Source organism: Peribacillus sp. NPDC101480, assembly GCF_050277335.1.
In the GTDB taxonomy this organism is placed as follows: domain Bacteria; phylum Bacillota; class Bacilli; order Bacillales; family DSM-1321; genus Peribacillus.
In genome coordinates this window covers 646,970-672,530 of record NZ_JBNNSB010000002.1, presented here as the reverse complement: position 1 = coordinate 672,530, position 25,561 = coordinate 646,970, and the positions used below count along the sequence as shown (strand labels likewise).

Sequence of the window (25,561 nt, the reverse complement as noted above, 5' to 3'; positions counted from 1 at the left end):
TTATTTTTATTTGGACTAATAGTATCAAAATATTCTACGAAAGGTGTGTAGAGAAATGTCATTGTTCCAGATTTGTTATGGGCCAGAAATTCATTCAGTATTTCATACCATTCAAAAGTACCCTAATATTAGAATGAGTGATTTAGTAAACAAATTTCAATATAAACCTGAGGGTGACATAACTTCGTTAATAGAAGCAGTTCTTCAATTCTTACAGGCATTAGAAGTTATAGATATTGACAAAAACAAACAAATATCTACAAAAGAAACTCGCTTGGATTTTATAGACATTCATCTTCGTTTTAGTACGATTGAAGATAAATTAAATGACCCATCAAATCCTAATTATGTTTTTACAACAATGTTCTTTGACCTATTTGTAAAAGCTAATACTCTATTTATTCATGATTTACATTTTGAAACAAATAATAGATTTAAAAGTATCTCAATAAGTCAAGAAAAAATTAATGCGTGGAAAAGGATTATGGAATACTTAGGCTTGGGTTATCGCTATAATGGGGGGTTCTACGCTCTACCTCAATATAAGTTAATTAAACATTTAATAAATTATATTGGGGATTGGGAGGGTCCACTTCACCTATTTTTTGAAGATAAAATACACCCAATAATACCATGCGTATATAAAGGAAATGTATACAATGGAGTAATTTATAGTATCTTAAATTTAAATGATTCTCACAAAATCCAGTTAACAAGAAAACAAGATTTACCATTTCAGGCTTATGGTGAAAAGAAGGAATGGAATTGGATTACAGTAAGGAGTGAGGCGAGTGTTACCTTGTTTAAATAAAAGTTCTATCAAAAACCTATACAATACGGCCGATGAGAGATACAATTTTTCACCTGAATTTTTTCGTGAGACACATTATCCTCAAGTTTTGAATAGATACTATAAGAATGAATTAATTGAAAAAATGACCGAAGCTCAATTACTAGAAGAACTTGAAGAAGATCACTCATATGGAAATAGAGTTTTTGTGATTTTTGGTTCTACTGGTTCAGGTAAATCAGAGCTCTTATGTTGGGTTAAAGATCAGTGGGAATTTAAAGGAAACACCAGGCCGATAATAAGAATTTCACGCAGTGAACTTAATCCACAAATGTTGGTAAAGAAGTGTTATGAGTCAGTCGGTCTAGAAATGCAAGATATAATAATAGATGAAAAGAAATGGGATTTATTAATTAGTAAACCCATTACCATTATTAATCAGATGGTGTGGACAACAATGTCGGAATTTTTCGAAAATGATGATGAAATTGTGCCGGCTACTATGCTACTTAGACCAGTGATTGAAAAAAACATTTTAAAATTCAGTAGGCAAATAAAAAAGGGTAAATTATCAAATCCTTTAGAAATAATCACAGAACAAGAATTTTCACTATTAATAGAGAATACAACTTTACCAATACAACTTAGTTATAATAAGTTAAGAGACTCTTTATTAAAAAAGTTGGACCATTTCTTATTCCAAGGAACGGATATTATAACTATATTTAAAAGATTATCATCAATTCTCACAAAACAAATGATAAGGCCTGTTATTCTGATCGATGATCTTGTTCAATCGTTAAATCTTTATTCTGCAGAAGTTTTGGATTATTTTATTACTCTTGAAGAAGGAAATTGGGACGTCGTTATAGGACTAACACCAGGGGTAATAGAGGGGAATAATTTTGAGACTGGTTTAAAAAATAGAATCAAGAATTTAGATACGATAGATGACCGGGTTAAAAAACTTTGGTTATCAGACGAATCAGGGAGAAATTCTTTTTCCATAGATCGAGATAAAGCGTGTAACTATATAGAAAATTATTTGACTGCATTAAAGAAAGCGAACGGATACGAGTGCTCCAATAAATGTAAACACGCTAAGACCTGTACTAGTCTTCTAGTGGGCCCAAAGACAAGTTTAAAAGAAATCCCTTTAAATCAACCTCTAATACAGCGTATCTATGACGCTGTACCAGACGGAAAAGGTTTATTAAGGTACATGGTTATCCATTTAAAAGAAATCCTTTCATTTTTTTATAGAAGAATGGACAAAGATTCAACGAAAATTAAACATTACTTCTACAGAGATGTTTATGCCGAACATGAAGATACTCTAATTAAAGTAATAGCTGAAATGTATGCAGATTCAAAAAGTAAAGATATTACCATCCCAAGTGAATTACTTAAACATTTTAATCCCAAATATAATGATAATATTACAGTTAAACTTAAAGTTATAAACACATTTACAAATAATGTATTTGCAGAAGAACCTACATTAAAGAAAAGTCCAAAGGTAAACCATATTAGGGATTGGATAGAAGGTCAAAATGTAAATGACCAATTACTTGAGCCAGTTAGAGCGGGTGTAGCAACAATTTTAAATGATGTTGTAAAAGGAACTTCATTTGGACGAGACTATACACCAAGAATGACTAAGTCCACTTCTACTATTCAAAGAACAGAGATTATAAATAGGTTTAAGTATCCTATTACTTTTAAAGAAAATAATAAAAAGAATCAAGTGGTTGTTCAAAAACATTTCAGCCTGCTTAACATAGCCAATTATCAACAGACAAAACTTCAAGATAGATCTGAGATATTTAACGAAATAGCTAATAATCATAATGTGGCACAATGGATTTATCTCGGAGAGAAACTTAAAGATCAATGGAATTTGGAGATAACGCAGGAATTAGGAATGGAATTGGAGCATTTTGCTTATCAATTAAAAAAATATATAACTAAACTTATTAAATTGGGTGAAAGCGAGTGGATTTCTCAAATTGAGTCACCTATTTCACCTGACATACAAGAGAGTGTAGAATTATTATTTTTAGATTGGTTCTCTTTGCGGGATAATATGATAGATTATTATAAACTAGATTTAATGAAGGAAGATTTGAACTTTGAAAAATGGTTATTAACCATAAATCCCTCAAAAGTATTAAATAAATATAGTTTAAAAAATGTACCACTTCAGACCTTCATTTTAAACTTACAAAGAAACATAAAAACCTCTTTTCACCAAGTTATTCCTATAATAGAAGAGAAAATAAAACAAATGAAATCATTCAAAGATTTTATTAAGATACATTCCGAAAACTATTATGAAAAGCTAATGGAAATTATTCATACTGACTATGTAGATGAAATATCACTAGATTACTTACTAAGATTAGATGATCTAGAAAAATGGTTTTCTAGCAACCATGAACAATATTATAAAGAATGGAAGAAACAACGACTTTTAGAGGAAAACATAAACAACATTTTGACATTGCTAGAAGGGAATAACGCTCTTTCCTACAATATTGATACAATTGATAAATTTCAACATTACTTGGTAAATAAATTAAATATAAGGAAACAAGTTTCATATCATCTACTTAACCTTATTGAACATGGTCATACGCAATTACCTAAAAAACAATGGAGAGGTATATTAAAGGAATTGGATGAACACTCGCCACATCTTTTTGAGAAGATTTTAGTTCAAATTTCTATTAGAAAGTAAAATAAGAAAGGAATTTTAAAATCGTTAAGCGCGGGTAGACTATACTTCCATTTTAGGAAGTTATACTGAAAATTTGAATAAATAAATTTCAGACTATTCTTAAATTTATTTAAAAACAGATGGATGTATCCATCTGTTCAGACTGTCGACAAATTCGAAAAAATCGAATCTCCTGACAGTCTTTTTTTTGTTTAATTAAGAAATGAGATTTGATGAGGTGATGAAATGTTAACGAAAAATACACAGTTCAATCGTGATCAATTAGTAATAATAGCGTTAGAACAACTTGTGCCTGCTAGCCTGCACAAATTAAAAAAGCCACTTGTCAACATTCCAAAATACACATACACTTCCTGTTGGGACAAAGAGCGCAGGAGGTATTGAGGAGATGTTGGCAGTGCCGAGATTAATTATATCAGACATGAAGCAAACAAAAAAGATAGGAACTATTCGGAGATTTCAAAGAGATTAGGGAGGGATCCCAGAACAGTAAAGAAGTATGCAGAACAAGAGGATTTCAGTCCAGAAGTTAAACCAAAACAAGATAGACCCTCTCCAGTAATAGATCCATTTAAAAAGATTGTGGATGAATGGATATTGGAGGACTTTAAACAAAAGAAAAAGTTCCGGAGAACAGCTAAGAGAATGTGGGAACAATTAAAAGAAGAGTTTGATTTTAATGGGTCTGATCGAACAGTCCGGAACTATGTATCAAATCGCAAGAAAGAACTAGTAAACGAAGCGAATCAAGCAGCTTTACCACTTGAGTCAAAGGCTGGTTCGGCGCAAGTAGACTTTGGGGAAGCTCCCTTCAACTATTAAGGTGAAGAAATACATTGCCGTATTTGGTTCTATCTTTCCCTTACAGTAACGCCTTTTATTTTCAAGTATTCCCCTCTCAAAACCGAGAGTGCTTTTTGGAAGGGTTAAAACGTATTTTTCACCATATGGGCGGAGTTCCAAAAACGATAAGGTTTGACAATCTTTCAGCTGCCGTTAAGAAGGTATTGCCAAATGGAGAACGGCAGTTAACGGAGGAATTTCAAAACTTCGTTCTTCACTATGGGTTTGAGTATGAATTTTGTAATCCCAATAGTGGCAATGAAAAAGGGACGCTTAATAAGCTGTTCAAGCAAATTGAGAAACTTGATTTATTGATTTTGGATGAACTTGGTTACATCCCGTTACATAAACAAGGGGCAGAATTATTATTTCAAATCATTTCTATGTGTTATGAAACAAAGAGTATTATTATTACGACGAATCTACAGTTTGGTCAATGGAATCATGTCTTCGGGGATCCAATCTTAACGGAGGCAGTCTTTGACCGGCTTATTCACCATTCACATTTAATTGTATTTAATGGCGATAGCCATCGCTATAAAGAGTCAGTTACACCGAATTAATATAATCGTTGGCAAGTGGATACATTTTTGATTGCCGTTTTATGCATTTTTTGCTTGCCAAATACAAATAGGGGGCTGTCCGAAAATAAAGGTACATTGGAGGAGTTCCAGAATCACTTAGTCCAGCAACTGAAAGTTCAAAACAGGTATATCGTCATATACTCAACCTAATTGAACAAGGACAAACTGATCTTCCTAAAAAACAGTGGAGAGGAATTTTAAGGGATTTTAGATGAATTTGCTCCTGAGATATTTGATACGGTAACAATTAAGATGATCATAGAAACAAAATAAAAAGAAAAGAAAAACTCCTAATTTCTAGTTATAAACTAAGGCTTAGGAGTTTTTTGTTTAATAGAATACTGATTGGAAATGTTGTTTTTACGATCTCTAATCATACCTTTGACTAATTTTTTACAAAAATAGATATGAACTAACAATTAGTTCTACTTACCAGTATAATTATATCTGTATAAATGTAGCGTTCTACATTCTTCTTATTTATTTGCTAGGTATAATTACTATTTTTTAAAATTTTCTGTGTTATTCTCTATATATAGAATTAAATTATATTAAACTAATAAAATTTGAAGTTTTATTAATAAGGTGGAGAATTAATGAATAAATTAATAGAAGGCATGTATGTCCGATGTCCAATTGATAATGAGCATCCAGAATTACCACGACGTTTTGCATTGGGGCAAGTAATAGAAGTTAATGAACTAATGGATGAAGTAAAAGTGAAATTTTACGAAATAAATCCACAATTAATGATCACCACCCTATATCAAATAAGTGACACACAATCATTTCCTATCAGTGATGTGGTACACTGTGAAATTTACATGAATACTGAGATTAAGATTAATTCAAAACAAACAGGTTCAATTATTAATAAGGCAGAATCTAAGAAAAATGGATATTACCAATATTATGTGAAATTTATTCAAGGTGGCAAAAGTTATATTGAGGTATTTACTGAAGAAAAACTTTTAGTTCCATTTTCTGCTAGTAATAGTGATCCTATATATCAATTAAAAAGTTACGAGTTCCATAATCCAGTATGGTACCATAATCGTCAAGTTGTTTCGGGGGCATTACACACTTTAACAAACGCTACTTTTGGTTTTGAAACACTAGTTGGTTCTCGTGTGTTCCTCATGTCACATCAAGTTGATACAATTGTGCGTGCAATCTCAGAAAACCCTTGTCGCTTTATGTTAGCAGATGAAGTAGGACTTGGGAAAACAATTCAAGCAGGCGTTATAAAAAAAGGTTTAGAATATCGATTGGGAAAGATGAAAGTCATTATTATTGCACCAGAATCTCTCGTTTATCAATGGAAAAATGAATTGTATTACAAGTTTTGGGAAGAAATTCCTGTCTGGACGGAGGGCGACTTAAATCCACCAGATCAAATGATCTTTCCACTAGAAAAAGTGAATACAAATGAAGGTATAAGGGTTCTTCGGGAAAAATGGGATTTATGTATCATTGATGAGACACATCGTTTACTGAACTTAGAAGCGGAATATAGCATTATTGAGAGATTAAGTAAACGAGTACAACATCTATTACTACTGAGTGCTACCCCGATACAATCACGTAGAACGGAGTATCTTAAACTATTAAGATTGTTGCAACCGGAAAAGTACTCAAAAATAAGCAGGGTAGAGTTCGACCAATTAATCGAAAAGCAAGCATATTTGAGTGGGAAAATCCATGGCTTAGTTCGTGACTTGGACGATTACGATGAGGATGTAGAATTTTTTATTGAAGAATTAGAAGATGTAGTAGAAGAATTAAATGACTCTATTTTAGAAGGTCTAGTGGCTAAAATTGATGTTAAAACTGAGGATCAGGGTTTATCTGATGTGCGATTAGTACTAGCCTATATTGCTGAACACTATCAAATAGAGCGAAAAATTATTAGACATCGCCGTAAAGAGTTGGGTGAAAAGCTAGCGAAACGTTCTTCTGAATTGGTTAGCTACGATATGAAAGGTGCAGACGAATTATTCTATGAATTTGAGTCCTATGATAAACTATTGGACTATTTAAGCGAGTTTCCTGAAGAGGATGCGAAATATAAAAAATTATTTCTATCAGCTATGTTTAGTTCACCTTTTGCATTGGAATCTATCTTAAATAATAGAAAAAGAGTTGTAACAGAAAATGGATTTAACGCAACTACTGCTGTCATAACGCGCTCTAATACGTCAATTATTGAATCTACTAGGGTTATAGCAAATGAGAAAAATCTATTAAATGAATTATGTGAGACTGTTTCACAATGGAAGGCCGCAAATACACTTGAATTAAAAAGATTTGAAGAACTTTATGATGAACCTGATAAGATCAAAGGTCGCTTGATGAAAGTATTGGATTATATATCTGAGTCATTAAGTGGAAAAATTGTCATATTCACCTCTTGGAAAGAAACATTAACGGAGGTAAAGTCCGTTTTAATTAATAAATTTGGTGAAGATTCGGTACGAACTTTCCATAGTGGAATGAGTGATCAAGAATTACAGCGATCTGTTGATGATTTTCAACAAAAACCTAATTGTCAATTTATGATATGTGATGAACTCGGTGGAGAAGGTAGAAACTTTCAAATTGCCGATGAGGTCATTCATATCGATTTACCTTGGTCGCCTTCGATGTTGGAGCAACGAATTGGGCGATTAGACAGGATTGGTAGAGAAAAAGAAGTCCTATCAGTTGTGTTTGTGACTGAGGAATCAGTAGAATCTGATTTATATAGCTTATGGGATGAGGGACTCAATATCTTTAAGGAATCGTTAAGTGGGCTTGAGATTGCACTTGGAGATATAAATGAACAGATTGATCAAGCCTTAACAACAAATATTCGTCATGGGTTGTCTGACGTTTTAGAAACAATGCAATCTACTTTGGAAGATATGCGAAAAAAAGTGGAGATTGAACGTTATTATGATATGGCACGCCAACTTGATGAAAATGTCCAAGAGCAATTAACCAATTTAATTAATAAATTTGATGGAAATAATGGTGAATTGCTTGCGAAAACCATGATGTCATGGGCAAACTTGGCTGGTTTAAATGGAAAATCAGGAGAGCACGGTGAGGTTACAGTGTTTACCCCAGAAGGCGTAAGCTTAAGATCAATGAAAAATACATTATTGATCCCACCTTTTAATATGCAAGAAGCTCATAAACGCTCAAAACGAGCGGGTGAAGTAAGAGGAACATTCAATCGTAGAAAAGCAGTGGAACGTGAAGATCTCATATTTTATGCGCCTGGAGAACCTTTCTTCGATTCCATTGTCAATAATGCTAGTTCATCCGACCTGGGTAGATGTTCTGCCTTTTATCGGAAGAATACAGGTGTAAATTGGAAAGGGTTTATCTTAACTTGGTCGGTTTCAATAGACCCTAGTGAATTATTAGATAAAAACCAAGAAATAGAGAATCTTGTACTGGCACAAGGATATGTTCCACTTGAACAGTACCATACGATACATGGGTATGATGAACTCGATCAATCGATTGATACCGAAAGAATAAGAATTATTCTTTCTTCCTATGGTAGTACTCATAAAGCAGAACATTTGGGGAAAAGAGGAAATGGTAGAGTCACACAGTTCAAAGAACTTTTTCCTAAGGATGAATGGATTCCTAAGGTAGAGCAGGTATTTGAACAAAGTTATCAAGAGGCACAACAACTATTATCAAAGATGATAGATGTGAAACGTGCTGAAACTGATTTCCAACGTCGTTTAGATGGAAGAAAGGCCGCTAATATCTTTTTTAATAAGATAGATATTAAGGATGTAGAAGAACTCGATGAACTATCAAATATTTATAATTCTTTATTAGAAGGGTTAAAACGTCCGAAAATAACATTAGAATCTGCTGCATTTGGGTGGTTGGTGGAATAAAATGCGAAATGCCTTACAAATAACGGAAGAAATGTTGTTAAAAAAAATCACTCCTATAGAGGGATTTAAGCTAATTCAAGAGTGGATTAAAAGTCAAAAGGACCCAAAAGAAACTTCGAGAGCCTATAGTATTCTGCGCTTAGCTCGTTGCTTATTTAAGATTGAAAATCAGCATATAACGGATACATGGCGGGATGCGGCTGGTCATCTGCGCCAAATTATTCTGATGTATCATGTCGGTTTTCTTTTACATGAAGATTTTTTAAAGCAATTTTTTAAATTAAGAAAGGAATTTGGTTTTACCATTGATTATGCAGGTGAGATTAACTGTAAGTTATCACTTCCAAGTTGGTTAAACCATGCAGATAAAGTGTCAAGTGTATACGATCTAGAGGCGAGACGTAAAACAAAACGGCGTCTAGGTGATGGAGTCCTTTTTCAAGCTACAGGGTATGAAGAATATGTGTCGAAGGAACAAAAAGCATTGGTGCGAGTAAGTATGACGATGCAAGAAGGTGAAACCCTTCTTGCTTGTTTACCAACTGGCGGTGGAAAAAGTCTTATTGGTCAACTTCCTGCCTATTTTGCGACAAAGGGAGGAAGAATTCATGGTGGTGTAGCAAGTGCAGGTACAACCATTGTTATTGTACCTACAGTTGCTCTTGCTATTGATCAAAATAGAGCATCTAGGAAATACTTTAAGAATGCACGTAGTGAGGGACATTGTCCACAAGCCTACTACGGTGGAATATCTGAAGAAAAGAAAAAAATTATCTATGATGGAGTGAGAAACGGAACAATCCCACTTCTTTATACATCACCTGAGGCCGTTATTAATGGAGCACTGTATCCAATCATTATTAATGCAGCTAAAGAAAATCGAATTAACCGTTTGGTGATTGATGAAGCACATATCGTAGTAGATTGGGGTAGTGCATTTAGAACTGACTTTCAGTTATTGTCTGTCTTTCGGAAGAAGCTTATGGAGGCTAGTAATGGAAGGCTTAAAACGATCTTACTATCTGCTACGATAACTGATGCAGCTGCGTCGACACTTACAAAGTTATTTTCTGAAGACAATAACCTAAGTGAGTTTCGAAGTGATGCCTTACGTTATGAACCTATATTCTTTTTAGATCGACCAGTAAGTGAAAATGAAAGAGAAGCACGTATTCTTGAGATTATACCACTATTGCCAAGACCACTTATTTTATATGTTTCAAGTAAAGAGAGCGCGAGAGAATGGGAAAAAGCTATTCAGGTATCAGGGTTCTCTTCCATTACTAAGTTTACAGGTGAAACAAATAGTGAAGAACGTGAACAGATTCTTGAAAAGTGGAATTCGAACTCCCTTGATATGATCGTTGCTACATCGGCTTTTGGTATGGGTGTAGACAAAAGTGACGTCAGAACAGTTATTCATTGTTGTATTCCTGAGAGCATCAATCGGTTCTATCAGGAAGTTGGTCGTGGAGGACGAGATGGTTATGCGTCTATTAGTTTACTTAGCGCAACAAAAGAGGACGAACTTGTTCAGTTGAATAAAAGTGCCGTTCTAACAGTTGATAATATGGTTGAACGTTGGGAGAGAATTCGTCGATCAGCAAAGGAGTTTACAGGTGATTCCTTCTGGGTCGATCCCAATTCTCGGCCTCATCATTTGCGTAACCAAGAAACAGGTGGGCCTAATGCGAGTTGGAATGAAACAACCATCCTGTTCTTATATCGTCATGGACTACTTGATATTTTGGATATAAAAAAACGTGACAAGGATCAGCGACGTCAACTGCTAGTAAAGATGATTGACGTCGAATCACTCAGTGATCGTGATTTACTAGATGAAAAAATAGAACCTTTCAGAAAGTTGGAACGTGAACGTTTTAACTATGAGTTTGAAAAAATGAAAAGTATGGTAACGGATGTTGAATATGAATGCTTTAGCACTTATTTTCAAGATATCTATCCATATGCAAGCGATACATGTGGCGGATGTCCGGCATGCCATGCTGAAGGAACATTACCTTTTCAATATCCGACTTTGACAGAAGTAGCGATAAATACACAAGATAAATTAGTTCCCTTAGAGGGAACTTTAAAACAATATTTAGGTGGTTATAAAGAACTGTTTCTATACTCTAACAAAAAGTTTACCAATGAGTTCATTTTAAATATTGTAAATGGAGTGGTTAATTCAAGAGTACAAGCAGTAATTATCCCCAAATTGATAGGCGTTTCAAGAAATCATTTTGTTAAGAATTTACCAAAAGAAACTCCACTTAGTTATTCGATTCTTGAGATGGATGAAATTGAACAACAACCACATATGTATAGTTTATCAGGAAGCATTGCAATTATTTATCCAGATCAAGAAAAGCGGAGTGATTGGTTATACCACTGGGCCGTTAATTATCAACAAAGAGGCGAAAATAACCGAGTCATTCATATTGCAAAGAAAGATTGTTTTATTCATTCAGAGCAAAAACAATTACAAGAGCTACTTGATGGCTCCTTATGTAACATAGAGCAGATTTTTATAAATGAGGATGAAGAAGATTGGTTTTAAAAATTTTAGTAAAGGATGGTGATTAATATGCCATTTATACCACGTCTAGCTAACACGATGATGCCTAATAGGGTTTTAGCTTTATGCCAACTTGTAGCTTATAAGTCTTTATCTAAACAACAATTATCAGATTTACTTCAACCAAACCATTTAAACAATGCTAAATCTCAATTCTCAGATGTATTTAGGTTGGCAAAAGAAGGCCGTTTAATTGAAGAGGATAAGACAATAGACAAAGTGAATCTATTAGTTAACAAAAAGGATATTGAAACACCAACTACGTTTCGACGTCTAATTTCAAGATTAGCCTTATCTAAATCAGATCTTATGTTTTATAAGTTTACGAGTTGGTACTTAATGCGCGGAGCAAAGGTTTTTGGAGAGTCTAGTAAAAAGCTTGCAGATGAATTTAATAGTGAAATGCAATTTGAAAAGGATTCTCCAAATGAATTTAATGATACCAACATTAATGCATGGAAATCATGGGCATCTTTTCTTGGGTATGGGTTTCTAAATAGTGGAGTTGTCATTCCGAATACAGAAATCCGTTTAGCAGATTTACTGATGGAAAATAAAGGTCTGACAAGAGGCCAGTTTATTCCATTTGCTGAATTTATGAAGTGGCTTTCTACCACATCACGAGAACTTGATGGTGGGGAAATTTTTAATAATAGTAAAGGGGCAGGGGAATTACCATCTCAAACTTTGACATTAGGTTTATCTTCAGGTTTAAGAGCCCTACATGATCATAAAATTATTGAATTACATTATCAATCAGATGCCTTGGATACATGGTTCCTAACGAAATGCAATACTCACGAAATCGTAATGGAAGTATCAGAAATAAAGATTAGGCGGTGATATATATGAATAATCCAAATAAAGAACAATATTTGGACAAAGTGGCCGATGTGATCCGAACGGATGCTACGAATATTGACGAAGTTAACTTCCTTGCTACACATACACCCTTTAAAAAGTTAATACATGTTACGAGCGGAATTAAAGAAACAGGAAAATCAGAAATGGATGAGGAGACATTCTTTCGGAAACAAGTATTAAACCGTCGAAATGATCACCAATTTATTATTGTTCAAGGGGATAATGGAACAGGAAAATCTCATTTTATCCGGTGGGTAAAGGAACGATATGAGAAATCAGTTAATTTAGATGAAGAAGCCGTACTATTCATTTCTCGTTCACAAAGTACGTTAAGAGGTGCTCTTGAACAAATTATCAATTCAGGAATATTCGAAGAAAGTGATACGATTGATAAAATTAAAAAGTTGATTTTAGCGAATGAGCATTTAAAAGAAAGTGATTTAAAACAAAATATTATTCATCAATTCGCGATCGCTGTCCAAGGTGATGAGGAGACAGCTAGTTTACCAAGTAAAATCAAGAAAAACTTATATGCCTTTCTTGTAGAACCGTCTATTCAAGAGTTTATGTTCAGGGAATCGGGTCCAATTGAAAGAATTAAAATGAGATTAGCTGCTGAAAGTTCAAATGAGCGGCTAGATGATATTTCTCCACGCTTTAAGGCAGAAGACTTTGTCATAACAGTTGATTTACTTCAAACCTTTAGGCAATCTGATGCATCGAAACGTTCTATGAAGCTGGCTGAATCTCTTTTTAATAATGAAAATCCTGCTCAACTTAGACTGGATCTTGCTAACTACTTAAATCAATTTTTAGAAACAGTTGTCCAACGCTGTGCCAATTTAAGAGGTTCAGACTTAAAAGACGTATTTCAGCAACTTCGAAGAGAATTGAAAGTAAACAATAAAAACTTAACGCTATTTATTGAGGATATTACTTCATTTACAGGAATTGATCGTGCATTGGTTGAAGTGCTAGTCACTGAACATAAAGGAACAGATTATAACGAAGAATACTGTCGACTTCTTTCCTTTGTTGGGATTACAAATGAGTACTATAAGACTACGATTCCTGATAATCTGAAAGAAAGGGTAACAGGTCGAGTTTTAATTGATAAGGCTGCATTATTTGATGGTAATCAAATTTCAGAAATGGCTGCTCGATATCTTAATGCCATTTATATAGAACGCAGCCAACTTGTTAAATGGGTAGATAATGGAGCAGATGAAGGATCGCTTCCGATTTCCGCAGAATACAAAGATTTTGAATGGGCTAACTTTCATTTGAAAGATAAGCGTACGTTAACATTGTTTCCTTTTAACAAAACAGCTTTAGAAAACTTTTATCATGCATTAGAAAATAAAACACCCAGGAGATTTTTGAAACATGTTTTAACGCATCTATTGCAATTATTTTTTGCCAATGATGAGTTTCCACCTAAAATTATTGAATTAACAAATGAGTTTCCTCATTTATCTAATTTCAAGGATGTCATCACATCAAAACGTATAATAGAGAACAAGGAACCTCAACATAGCGAACGATTGACCTCCTTCTTAAGAGTGTGGGGAAATGGTACAGTCGATACGGTTCAGCATAACAATGAAATGACAGTTGGTGGATTGTCAAAAGATGCCTTTTATGCTTTTAGTTTACCCTTTATTGCAGATAAAAATCGAGTGGTCAAGCCACAGGTTGAACCAACTGTAACGATCCCCCCTACTGGAGGAGGGAAAATTGATCGTCCTCCTGATCCAATAGTTCCGGTGGTCCTACCAATAGCTAAAAATCCTGGTCAAGATGCATTTGATAAGGTTGTTTCAGAACTGGAACAGTGGATGAATGGGATAGGAAAGATAAAAAGTTATTCCAATTTCAGGGAAGACATTTACAATGCCTTTATTGATTTTATTGATTGGGAAGCGGAGAATATTTCTTCTCGTTTAGTTAGCGACCACTTTCAAAGTCGGAGAATTCATATCGAAGGTCAAACCGTATCAACAGCAGGCAGTGAAGTACTATTAATAGAGAAAAAACCTTCTACTTACTATGCGCTATTATCGATGGCCGCATGGCGACATCTCGGGAATAAATCATGGGATTTTGAGAGTAGCATTGATTATTTACCTGGTTTTTATAATTGGCTTCATGAAGAAAAAGAGAATGTAATAGCTTATATAAAGTACCCAAAAGAAGTGACGAATCGTGAAAAATGGGAGTTTTCAAAATGGGTTCTTATAGCAAATTACCAATTAACAGTATTATCAGGGAATCTGAACCGAAGTGACATGTCTTCTTTAAAAATTTATGAAGCTTTATTTCAGCAACCACAGATTCCGATTGAGGAACATCGCTCTTCAGAATGGACATCTATGCAAAAGCGACTTAATAACTCTGGGACCAATCGACTAGTTCAGACAAACTACGATTTATTAAAAAGCATGTATAACCGTGTCCAAGGAAAGATTACTGATAAAACAGGAGTTCATTTTATTGATGCTGCAAAAATTTTAAAAGAAATTAAACTTCTAAAAAAACAGAATTGGGATATGGAGAAATTAGAATTACCTGATAATACTCTTTATAGAGAATCGACTCGATTTACGTCTTTACAACTATTAGATCTATTGAGAAATGGATTACCTCTTGCAATTAAAGGAGAATGTAATTTAATTCAGGAGAGAATAAATAGCATAATGAATTATATTGGTTCTGATGAAACAGTGGATCAATTATTTAATGAAATGCGGGATTTGTTAGGCTATTTCAAAAGTATTAACGAGGGTTTTGTTAGTGAAGATTTTAGTTCTTTACAAAAACGTGATTTAAACCATGAGCAGCTTCTTTTTCAATTGAAGTCATTAAAACAAGTGGAAGAGTGGGATAATGACCAGTTATTAGTAGGTTTAATAACCGTTCCTCATACACGAATCGTTGAATATATCAAATTGTTTGAAAAGATGGACCGATTGTTAAAAAATAGATACGATAAATTTGATGAAAAGCACAAAAAGTTAGATCAAAAGTTAAGAGAAGGTCAAACGAAACAAGTAATTGAAGATACACGCAATTATTTGGAAAAATTACGTAATGATATTGAAGACATCCATAAGGAGGTGTCATCAAATGTTATTAGATAAGGTTATATCGACTCGTAAGTTAATTGAGCAAGTAAAAATAGAGGAAGATAGGTTGAGTAAGTATGAAGATTATCGAGAATTTAGTCAAAAATTAGTCGATCAATCAAGTGCATATTACGAGTTTATTAACGCCATTAAAAGCCTTGAAGCGACATATCCAGAAGAGTTTATGAAACCTGATATGTCCAAAGTAATAGAAAAGATTAATGAATTACTTGAAACCTTTGAAAACGACCCTAAACAAAATAAAATTAATTATTTAACGAAGGAAATAGATAATTTTAATACCGAATGGCATGAAAAATGGACTAAGTTCGCATCCTCAAAAAGTCAGGATGTAATCCGAGGTTTATCCTCTATTAAACAGGTGGCAGGATTGGATACCGATATCAATGATATTATTCATTGGTTGGAAGTTCTGACAAATAAGTGGCCAATATCTGAAAGAAATCTACAACAGTTTACGAGGTATCTTATTCGCGCTAGAGAAAAGTTAACGAATATTAATGCGTCACCTGAGGTACAAAAGTTTCTTGATTCAGTGGCAAATAACAAAGCAACCATCAACGATGTTACTCCAGAAATAATCCGTTGGTTAAATGAAAATAATTTTTCAAGTAACTTAAAGATCACATATAAATAATTTTGTCAGTTAAGTGAGGTTTCAATAATGGAACGCACCGATTTAGATAGATTAGCAGAAGAGGTATTAACACAATTAGAATTAGAAGAAAATAACTTGTTAACGTGGGGGATCATAGGAGGATCTTTTAATCCGTTACTTAAGGTAGAAAAGATTATTGAGTCTTCTCCCACTCAATTTATAGGAGAACTATGGTCAAAATTAGAAGATCAAGGTATTAGATCAAGTGATATCATCAATAATCTGGTGGATAGAAAATTGTTGTTTAAAGGGAAGACGGGTTATCGTTCTCGTTATGCTGAAACAGTTCGTCTCTTATATTTGCTAAAACAACGTTTTAAATTTACAGATTGGTTAAGTGCACCTAACTTAGTTAGTAACATAAAAACAAATTTGAAGTATCGGAACTATCCAAAGCGTGATCAAAATTGGAATCAAATTAGGAGCAAATTAAGAGATGAACAGTTTGCTCCCTTTATTCTATCGGCACTTGATGAATTATTAGAACATGGTAACTTGAAACTCTCAGTGTTTCAAGTTGAATCGTTATTGCATCTGTTAAAAGAAGGCAAAAAGTCAACTGAAGGTGGAACGATCATTGGAGCTGGAACAGGGTCAGGGAAAACGAAGTCGTTTTATTTACCTGCCTTTAGTCAAATTTCCCAATCTATTAAAGATGATTCACGGACATGGACACGGATGTTAGCAATTTATCCTCGGACAGAATTGCTGAAGGATCAATACAGTGAGGCTTTAAGTGAAGTATTAAAATTAAACAATTTATTTCATTCGCAGTCCATTCGTCCAATATCTATTGGATGTTATTATGGGGATACACCTGACCATGCAGAGGAAGTACGTTCCCATGAAAATCGAAAATGGCAAAAGAAGCAAGATGGTTATGTCTGTCCATCCTTAGTTTGTCCAAATTGTGGTTCGGATTTAATATGGAAAACAGTTGACTTGGAGAAGGTAATAGCAACAAATGAAGATCAATATGAAAAACTCTATTGTACAGGTGCAACTTGTCATGTCATAGTTGAATCCCAAAATATTATTTTGACAAGAAAACGGATGATAAGACAACAACCTGATATTCTATTTACTACTACCGAGATGTTAAATCGAAAACTATCAAGTGGTTATGATCAACACCTTTTTGGTATTAGATCAGATCGAAAGCCACCATTATTTGTTTTATTAGACGAAGTCCATATTTACAATGGAATAAATGGTGCCCATGTTTCTTATGTCTTGAAGAGGTGGAAAAATCTAGTAAAAAAATATGCGGATTCTCGGTATGGAATTCAGTTCGTTGGTTTGTCAGCAACATTACCAAATCCACAATATTTCTTTTCACAATTAGTAGGTATTTCAGAAAATAGTTGTAAGTACGTAACTCCAAATCCCGAAGATATGACCGATGAGGGTATGGAATATAATCTTGTACTTCGTGGGGATCCATTTTCCAGTACTGCTCTATTATCAACATCTGTGCAGACGGCTATGTTACTGGGAAGAATGTTAGACCCTCTTGGTCATTCAACTTCGAATGGTGCCTTTGGTTCCAAGATCTTCGGTTTTACGGATAAATTAGACGTAATTAATCGTTGGTATCATATTGAAAAGAGTGCAGAAGAAGATCTTGTATTAAGCCAATATCGTGATTGGGAAGTAATCAAAGAAGAAGCACCACAGCTTGAAAAAACAAAAAAATATCAATTTAATGCAGGTCAGGTTTGGGAACTAGCCAAACGAATTGACCCTGTAGGTCTTCAGAATCCAATGAAGATTGCTATTACATCTTCACAATATAAAGGTGTTGATTCAAAAGCAAAGTTTGTCGTCGCAACTAGTACTCTAGAAGTTGGATATAATGATCCAGCTGTAGGGGCTGTTATTCAACATAAGGCACCAAGGAATTTAGCATCTTTCTTACAACGAAAAGGTCGTGCAGGTCGTAAGCGAGGAACGAGGCCTTGGACAGTAGTAGTTGTGTCATCCTATGGTAGGGATCGGTTTGTCTATGATTTTCCAGAACAATTATTTAGCCCCAATTTACCAGACTTATCTTTACCCGTTAGGAATGTATATGTTCAGAGAATTCAAGCTGGTTTTGCCGTTATGGATTGGTTTAGTGTTCAATTAAAACAACAAGGGTTTAACCAACCGATTTGGAATGTTCTTTCACCACAATATAAAAGTTATCAGAGAGAACGACGTGTGATTTCTGATCTAGTTATGGATATTTTAGATGGAAATGATCAAGAGTTTATTCTTTTTATGAAGTCTGCCTTACAAGTAGATGAAAATCATCTTAATCGGTTGTTATGGACTCCTCCGCGCTCTATCATGTTTGATTTATTCCCTACTTTGTTAAATCATCTATCCATGGATTGGGCAAGACAAGAGGGGAACAAAGAATTGCCAACATCACCATTACAGGGGTATGTTCCAAGAAACTTATTTTCTACATTAGAAGTAAATGAATTAGAATTATGGATTAACAAAGATCAGAAAAGAGTTCATTATCAAGCTTTACAACAAGGAATTAAAGAATTTGCTCCAGGGAATGTTTCAAAGAGATATGCCAAGGCGGAAAACATTAAGGAAGCACAATGGTTACCAGTTTCTTTAGATAAAGAAATCATTGATATGAAAGAGGGAAATATTGTTGGCAGATTTATCAATAGGGTAGAAGAAAATGATGACCGCATTGACGTTTATTTACCACTTAAATATGAACTATTACAAATCCCTTATGAATTAAGTGACAGGACAACAGGAATATTGGATTGGAATGTAAAGGTTTTAACAAAGAATCATGCAGAAACAGAAGTAGAGGTTGACATCCCTTTATTATCTCAATCAGCATTAAAATCATTCTTTACTAGGATACATTTATTTTCGTCTAATGAACTTCAAACGGTAACGTTCACGCGATATGCAACCAAATGTAATGTTGAAATTAAATATAAAGATGGAAAATCCGAGAGGAAAGTCTATCATTTTACGTATGGTTCAAGTAAAGGCCAAACGGCTCTTGGTTTCCAAGTTGATGTCGATGCTATTGTATTTAAGTTAGCTGATATAGACTTAGAACAAATTAAGTTTCAACCAGAATGGGAACAGCTTTTGACAGAATTAAGACCAAGATTCTATCTGGATATGCTTCAGAATGATTTAGAATTAGCGAGCCAGTTATCCATTTTTGAAATCGAATGGCTTTGGCAAATATGTCTGTCCTCAACCATTGCGACTTCCGTTAGTAAACAATGTGGCATTAAAGAAGCGGTTGAAATCTATAGGGAACAGGTTAAGGCCATTTCTTTACGAGCGCTTAATGTGATTTTTCAATCTACGGCCGTAAAAATAGAAGATAATGACCAGGCAGAAGAAGCCAAACTTTATAAAAGGTTATTATCCCATCTGGATGATGAAGGAATTATGGAACGTTTTATTGCACGTCTTGACTTACTTTATGTAGATATAACCGAGGATGAAGCCTATTATCCGTGGATTATGGAACGACTGCAAACAACAATTGCAGCGTGTATAAAACAGGCAGTTGAACAATTATTACCTGATATCAATACAGAAGATATCAATATTGATATAAAGGATCATCAAATATGGCTTTCAGAAACAGACTCAGGTGGAATGGGGGTTATTTCTAGTATTGCTTCTGCAATGAGTAATGAGCCTAGGTTGTTTGAAGATTTATTCTTTAAAGCAGTTGATGATTGTCCAAGAAACGACATTTCTAAAGGATTGTCTTCTATCGTTGATCATTTTAATGATCCTGACTTTTATGAGACCATTTCTATTATTCGGAAAGCAACCAATTTGGATGAGCAAAAACAGCAACTTGAATTACTTCGAAAGCAATTAAGTGACCGTGGTATCACGCCAAATCGTGAATTATTTGTAAGCTTTACAACGAAATTGCTTCATAATAATAATAATCAAATGACGGATGAATTAATGAAAGATTTACAAGAGTTGTGGCGTCGTGAGGAACGACGATTAGAATGTAAAATTGATCTGCGTGTATTTACTGTTGCTTGTTTGCGATTGGATGACATAAAAGTACGGATTGATTCTATTCTTGAAAATCTATATTCAAGCGGCAACTATGATGAAAAGCAACGTCTATTACTTGTCGAGACTCTTTTATGGAATGACTGTAATGATTCTTGTCCTGAATGTTTGAATCTATATAGTCCATATCAATCTTTTGCAAAGCCATCACGCCTATTACTTAAGTCGGTAAGTAAACCAACAAAGATAACCATTGATTCAAGTAAGGCTAATTGGAGTGAAAGATTAATGGAACTATTAAAAAAGGGTAACCAAGTTTGCGTATGGACTTCATTTGAGGAAATGGAAGAATGTCAAAGGATATTAATGGATATCATTCAAACCCCAATTGATTTTGATTATGAATTTTATTATCCGTATATCTCAGGTGTTCATAGTAAAGGTAGTAATTGGTTGTTTGATGTTCGAGTGAGGGAGGTAACACATGCATAATCGTACCATTCGCTCCCATAATAGTTCAGTAACGTTAATAGATTGCTTAGCAACTATTTTTTCACTAGAAGCTGTACTACCAAGTAAAGAGATTTATTTGATATCGCCTTTTTTAAGTAATTCACCTCTTATACGGAATAGATTAGGACAATACTCTGATTTGTTTCCCATGATAGAAGGGAAAATCATCTATCTTTCAGACATACTAAATACTTTATCTTGGAAAGGATCTAAAATCCGTATCATATGTGATCCTAATCGAGTAGAAACAAAGAGGTTTATTAGCCAACTAAATGAAGTTGAAATAAAGAAATTAAATAACAATCACGAAAAAGGTCTTATGACTAGCCATATATATCTACATGGTTCAATGAACTTTACGTTTAGCGGTATTAATATTAATGGTGAAAATATTCGTATTACAAGTGATCGGTCTGAGGTCAATCAGGCTTTGCTAGCAGCACGTACTAGATGGGAGGAGGCTGAGGAAATATGTCACAATCATTAAAAACCAAATTCCTTCTTCTGCTACTACAAGTAAATGGTGTAAATCCTTATCATTTATCCGTTAACGGGAATGAGTGGTCAGGGAAAAACGATGAATTATTAGGGATGATTAAAAGGTTTTATGAGGATAACCCTGCTGTTCTTCCTTTTAGGAACAACCAAAAGGAGACTTTTTGGTTTTTGTTTGCACATAAAGATTATTTATTAGGACAACATGTTCGTGAATTAGATCACTTTTTGTTACCTTATCATTGTACACCACTAAATGATGGAAGAAAGTTAAACTATGATTCGGAAAAAAGATTGGGCCGAATCGGGCATGAACTATTTCCTGATGGTTATTACGCTTATGTATCAAAGGTTGAGCAGGAAGAAAATATTTGGGGGAGACTTCGGTTATGGAGGAGGCTTGATGACCGTCGACCGAACATCTCATATGACGAGTTAAAGGTAAATGCATTCACATTACGAAGCAGATTTTATCAAGCGATTGTTTTACAAAAATGGGAAGAGGCGAAAAGCTATTTAAATACACTTCAGCAAGGAAAATATTTGAGTGATGAAAATTATAAATTTTTAACGCTTCTGTGGTTAAGTGCCCAAGGTAAGTGGGATCGAATTTGGGAATCTGATGATTTTGAGATCTTGGCTGGATTCGGTAAAATACCTATTCAAGTTCATATCGCTTTAATCCGAACATTTTATCAACGCAAATTATCTAAATCGGATATTCTCGGCCGATATGATTTGTCAATGAAAGCATTTAAAGAATCACGATATAAGCTTGGAACACTCTTACGTTCACAGTTGAGTTTAGATGAGGAAACTTCTATACGTGTATTTGCTTATGAAGCAGCTTCTAAAGGTCAGGAAGATAAACTGGAGCGCTACCAAGAAAAGACCAAAGATGAGATCACTAAAGATATTATTGAATTCCTCTTACTTTATGTACAAACGAATAAAGAGAAGCCGATAATCTCCATTAATGATAAATTAGAACGAGCCAAACAGTGTTTTACTAATCATGAGTATGAAGATGCTTTTCTTCTTCTAAATGGAGTTGATCTTTCTATTGATAAGGTTCGTTTGCTTGCAGGAATTTCCATTATGGAAGAAACAGAGGAAACGTGCTCTGTTGCATTAAAGCATTATGAAATGCTATCTGAACAGGAACAACGGCAGTTAATGAAAGAACCGCAATCTAAAGGATGGATGATCTACTTACTTAATCTACAAAAAGAGAATGAATCTTTATTAATAACGACTGAGACAACCGATCGAGTGGATTGGTACAACTGGTTTTATAATTTTATACACACTTCTGATTTTGATCTTTTAGAAGAGCATTTAACGACGATAGATGTTCAACAAGGGAATATCAATTGGTCCATTACGTCTCTTAGTAATCTATCAGAAATAATAGCTACGATAGGAATAGAGTCTCTCTCATCCATGCAAAAATCTCTTTTACAAACAGCATTGCCTATGTTTGTTACAGAGTTAATGCAAGATGATTATTTTCCTAATGAAAAGGCGAATGAATTATATGAATATACGCGAGAAATTCTCTGTATTCATGGGAAACGAAATGAAAATAATACCGGCTTTTTATTAAGACTAACGGAAGGTTTATTGTGCTTAGAGATTTCCAAAGTTCATTTATATTGGAATCAAGTCGAATCATGGTTTAATGTATTCCCAACAGATCGATTATCATCATATGTGCTAGAATCTTTAGAGCTATTTAAGGAATACGGACTTGGTGATGATCTCTTACAACCAGTTTGGACAAATTGGGTTGGATCTCTTCTTGATAGAATAGCTAACCAAACGGTTATTCAATCATGGATTGATTTAGGAAACAGAATATCTGCTAATTCTTCCATGATTGATGCATTAAATGAGAAGATAACTTCTAATAGAGATATGGATCTATTAGAGGTATTACCTAATATGTCTATTACCATCTACTCTCTACGTGAGAAACCAGCACAGCGAGCTGCACAGCGGATTACAAAGAGAAATCCAAATGTTAAAGTAAAGGTCTGTACGGATAGTAAATTGACAAATGAAGCGAAAGCGTATGCTCGAAACTCAGATTTAGTTATTCTCGTCACAACTTGTATGTCCCATGCATTAACTTTTGGGATATCACCTTATTTAGATGATAATTTATTATATTCTCGAAGTTCAGGGGAAACCGGAATTATAGAGGCATTGGAGGAGTATTGTCAAGAACAGTATGATAACCAAGTTATGTCTAGTCATGTAAGCTAAATTATTATTAATTACTAGGTAATTGTAATGAAATTGAAAGTGCCTTTACCAATAAAGGTTGATGATTTTTTTAGTAACCTAAGTTGTAGCAATAATTAAAAAAAATAATTCTATCTCAAATTATGATATAATATTTATAGAGAAACCGCTCTCGCGGTAGAGGTTCTAGCTACCCTCTTTAAAAAACTAAGGAAAACAGTTCTGCTTTCTTAGTAGTGCTGTTTTTTCTATTGAAAGGAGTTTTACAATTGAAAAAAGATAAAGCTATCGTTGTGTTTAGTGGAGGACAAGATAGTACTACGTGTTTATTCTGGGCATTAGAACAATTTCAAGAAGTAATTGCTGTTACTTTTGATTACAATCAAAGACATATTACTGAAATAGAATGTGCAAAAAATATAGCAAAAGAACTTGGTGTAAAGCATCATATTTTAGATATGGGTTTACTGAATCAACTAGCACCGAATGCTTTAACAAGAGATGAAATTGAAGTGAAGGATGGGGAAAATGGCGGCAGCCTTCCATCGACCTTTGTTCCTGGTCGAAATTTATTATTCATGTCTTTTGCTGGTGTGCTAGCTAGCCAAGTTGGTGCGAAACACATTGTCACTGGGGTTTGTGAGACGGATTTTAGTGGATATCCAGACTGTCGAGATGTGTTCGTTAAATCATTAAATGTAACACTTAACCTTTCTATGGATCAGCAATTTGTGATTCATACTCCATTAATGTGGTTGAATAAAGCTGAAACATGGAAGCTAGCAGACGATCTTGGAGCATTTGATTTTGTCCGTGAAAAAACTCTGACATGCTATAACGGAATTGTTGCCGATGGTTGTGGTGAATGTCCGGCATGTAAGTTACGGAAAAACGGCTTAGACAACTATTTGAAGGATAGAAAGGGGCAATAAATAATGTACGGTTTTCGGATTGTTGAAAAGCTCCAAAAAATAGATGAAGATATAAAACGTAACCAGTTAAAGTACCATAATAAACGCGTGATGGTTAGTAAGGAATTCACCTTTGACTCAGCGCATCATTTGCATGCCTACGAAGGAAAGTGCAAAAATCTCCATGGCCATACTTATAGAGTTATTTTTGGACTGAGCGGATTTGTTGATGACCGTGGGTTAATGATTGATTTTGGTGAGATCAAAGAAATTTGGAAAAACGAAATTGAAATATTTCTTGATCATAGATATTTAAATGAAACACTGCCACCGATGAATACCACAGCCGAAAACATTGTCGTGTGGATTTATGAAATAATGTCCGATGCTTTGAAGCAAGAAGAAAGACAGATTAAATACAAGGATGCTAGATTAGAGTTTGTTCGATTATATGAAACTCCAACAGGTTATGCTGAAGCAAGACGGGAGTGGATAGAGGATGAGTAAAATACCAGTAATGGAGGTCTTTGGTCCAACTATCCAAGGCGAAGGCATGGTCATTGGACAAAAGACAATGTTTGTTCGAACAGCAGGTTGTGATTATTCTTGTTCATGGTGTGATTCTGCTTTTACCTGGGACGGTTCTGGAAAAGATTTAATAAAGCAAATGGACGCAGAAGAAATTTGGAAAGAACTTGTTTTACTCGGCGGAGATGGTTTTTCTTTTGTAACAATATCAGGTGGGAATCCTGCATTATTAAAGAACCTAAGTTACTTAATCGACCTTTTAAAAGAAAACAATATAAAAATTGGTTTAGAGACACAGGGAAGTAAGTGGCAGGATTGGTTTTTGCATATCGATGAATTAACAATTTCTCCAAAGCCACCAAGTTCAGGGATGATTACAAATTTTGATATACTTGATAAAGTAATTGACAATCTAAAGGAAAAAGACCCTTCACATAATGTAAGTTTGAAGGTTGTTGTTTTCGATGAGATTGATTACAACTATGCTAAAAAAATACACCTTAGATATCCCAAAACTCCATTCTTCCTACAGGTTGGAAATGAGGATAATAAAACAACAGATAATCAACATTTGGTAAATCAACTTCTACAGAAATATGAATGGCTTTTAAATAAAGTCATGTTAGATAATGAATTAAAAGATGTAAAAGTATTACCACAACTGCATACCTATATATGGGGAAATAAACGAGGAGTTTAGTTTTTTTATTGAAACAAACTGAAAAATCCAGTTTATAAC

The 25,561-nt window shown here is 34.2% G+C and carries 14 protein-coding genes, 1 pseudogene and 1 riboswitch; all 15 genes and pseudogenes read left to right on the top strand.

The window, feature by feature from the left end:
- The first annotated feature begins 55 nt into the window (after positions 1–55).
- The 15 genes and pseudogenes from ACQKMF_RS10670 (at position 56) to queE (ending at position 25,522) form a co-directional block, all read left to right on the top strand.
- Positions 56–811 (top strand): hypothetical protein, encoded by a 756-nt coding sequence (locus ACQKMF_RS10670; RefSeq protein WP_427573013.1) that lies wholly within the window; start codon positions 56–58, stop codon positions 809–811.
- Positions 792–3,530: a hypothetical protein gene (locus ACQKMF_RS10665; RefSeq protein ID WP_427573011.1), complete on the top strand. Its 2,739-nt coding sequence runs from the start codon at positions 792–794 to the stop codon at positions 3,528–3,530. The genes ACQKMF_RS10670 and ACQKMF_RS10665 overlap by 20 nt, the downstream gene beginning before the upstream one ends.
- Positions 3,531–4,175: 645 nt before the next feature.
- The gene (locus ACQKMF_RS10660) at positions 4,176–4,352 is read left to right on the top strand and encodes a hypothetical protein (protein ID WP_427573009.1); all 177 of its coding nucleotides are present in this window, start codon (positions 4,176–4,178) and stop codon (positions 4,350–4,352) included.
- A 278-nt stretch (positions 4,353–4,630) separates the two neighbouring features.
- Positions 4,631–4,936 (top strand): annotated as a pseudogene (locus ACQKMF_RS10655) (ATP-binding protein); the annotation flags it as partial.
- 617 nt (positions 4,937–5,553) lie between these two features.
- Positions 5,554–8,859, top strand: coding sequence for an SNF2-related protein (locus ACQKMF_RS10650; RefSeq protein WP_427573007.1), 3,306 nt, complete (start codon positions 5,554–5,556; stop codon positions 8,857–8,859).
- Position 8,860: 1 nt separating this feature from the next.
- On the top strand, positions 8,861–11,422 hold the full coding sequence (dpdF, locus tag ACQKMF_RS10645; protein WP_427573005.1) for a protein DpdF: 2,562 nt from the start codon (positions 8,861–8,863) through the stop codon (positions 11,420–11,422).
- A 27-nt stretch (positions 11,423–11,449) separates the two neighbouring features.
- On the top strand, positions 11,450–12,283 hold the full coding sequence (locus ACQKMF_RS10640; RefSeq protein WP_283917771.1) for a hypothetical protein: 834 nt from the start codon (positions 11,450–11,452) through the stop codon (positions 12,281–12,283).
- 5 nt (positions 12,284–12,288) lie between these two features.
- Positions 12,289–15,444 carry a hypothetical protein gene (locus tag ACQKMF_RS10635; RefSeq protein ID WP_427573002.1) on the top strand — a complete coding sequence of 1,052 codons (3,156 nt, stop codon included), beginning with the start codon at positions 12,289–12,291 and terminating at the stop codon, positions 15,442–15,444.
- On the top strand, positions 15,431–16,087 hold the full coding sequence (locus ACQKMF_RS10630) for a hypothetical protein (RefSeq protein WP_283917773.1): 657 nt from the start codon (positions 15,431–15,433) through the stop codon (positions 16,085–16,087). Before ACQKMF_RS10635 ends, ACQKMF_RS10630 begins: the two co-directional genes overlap by 14 nt.
- Positions 16,088–16,114: 27 nt before the next feature.
- Entirely contained in the window at positions 16,115–20,620 is a 4,506-nt protein-coding gene (gene dpdJ, locus ACQKMF_RS10625) for a protein DpdJ (protein WP_427573000.1), read from the top strand.
- A complete protein-coding gene (gene dpdK / locus ACQKMF_RS10620) occupies positions 20,613–21,128 on the top strand; it encodes a phospholipase D-like domain-containing protein DpdK (RefSeq protein WP_427572998.1) in 516 nt (171 codons plus the stop codon). The genes dpdJ and dpdK overlap by 8 nt, the downstream gene beginning before the upstream one ends.
- Positions 21,113–23,404: a protein DpdD gene (gene dpdD / locus ACQKMF_RS10615; RefSeq protein WP_427572996.1), complete on the top strand. Its 2,292-nt coding sequence runs from the start codon at positions 21,113–21,115 to the stop codon at positions 23,402–23,404. The genes dpdK and dpdD overlap by 16 nt, the downstream gene beginning before the upstream one ends.
- Before the next feature lie 153 nt (positions 23,405–23,557).
- A riboswitch (PreQ1 riboswitch) is annotated at positions 23,558–23,600 on the top strand.
- Positions 23,601–23,634: 34 nt separating this feature from the next.
- Positions 23,635–24,315, top strand: coding sequence for a 7-cyano-7-deazaguanine synthase QueC (queC, locus tag ACQKMF_RS10610; RefSeq protein ID WP_427572994.1), 681 nt, complete (start codon positions 23,635–23,637; stop codon positions 24,313–24,315).
- 3 nt (positions 24,316–24,318) lie between these two features.
- Complete coding sequence (gene queD, locus ACQKMF_RS10605; protein WP_283917778.1) at positions 24,319–24,801, top strand: 6-carboxytetrahydropterin synthase QueD; 483 nt, start codon at positions 24,319–24,321, stop codon at positions 24,799–24,801.
- On the top strand, positions 24,794–25,522 hold the full coding sequence (queE, locus tag ACQKMF_RS10600; RefSeq protein WP_427572992.1) for a 7-carboxy-7-deazaguanine synthase QueE: 729 nt from the start codon (positions 24,794–24,796) through the stop codon (positions 25,520–25,522). Before queD ends, queE begins: the two co-directional genes overlap by 8 nt.
- The last annotated feature ends 39 nt before the right edge of the window (positions 25,523–25,561 follow it).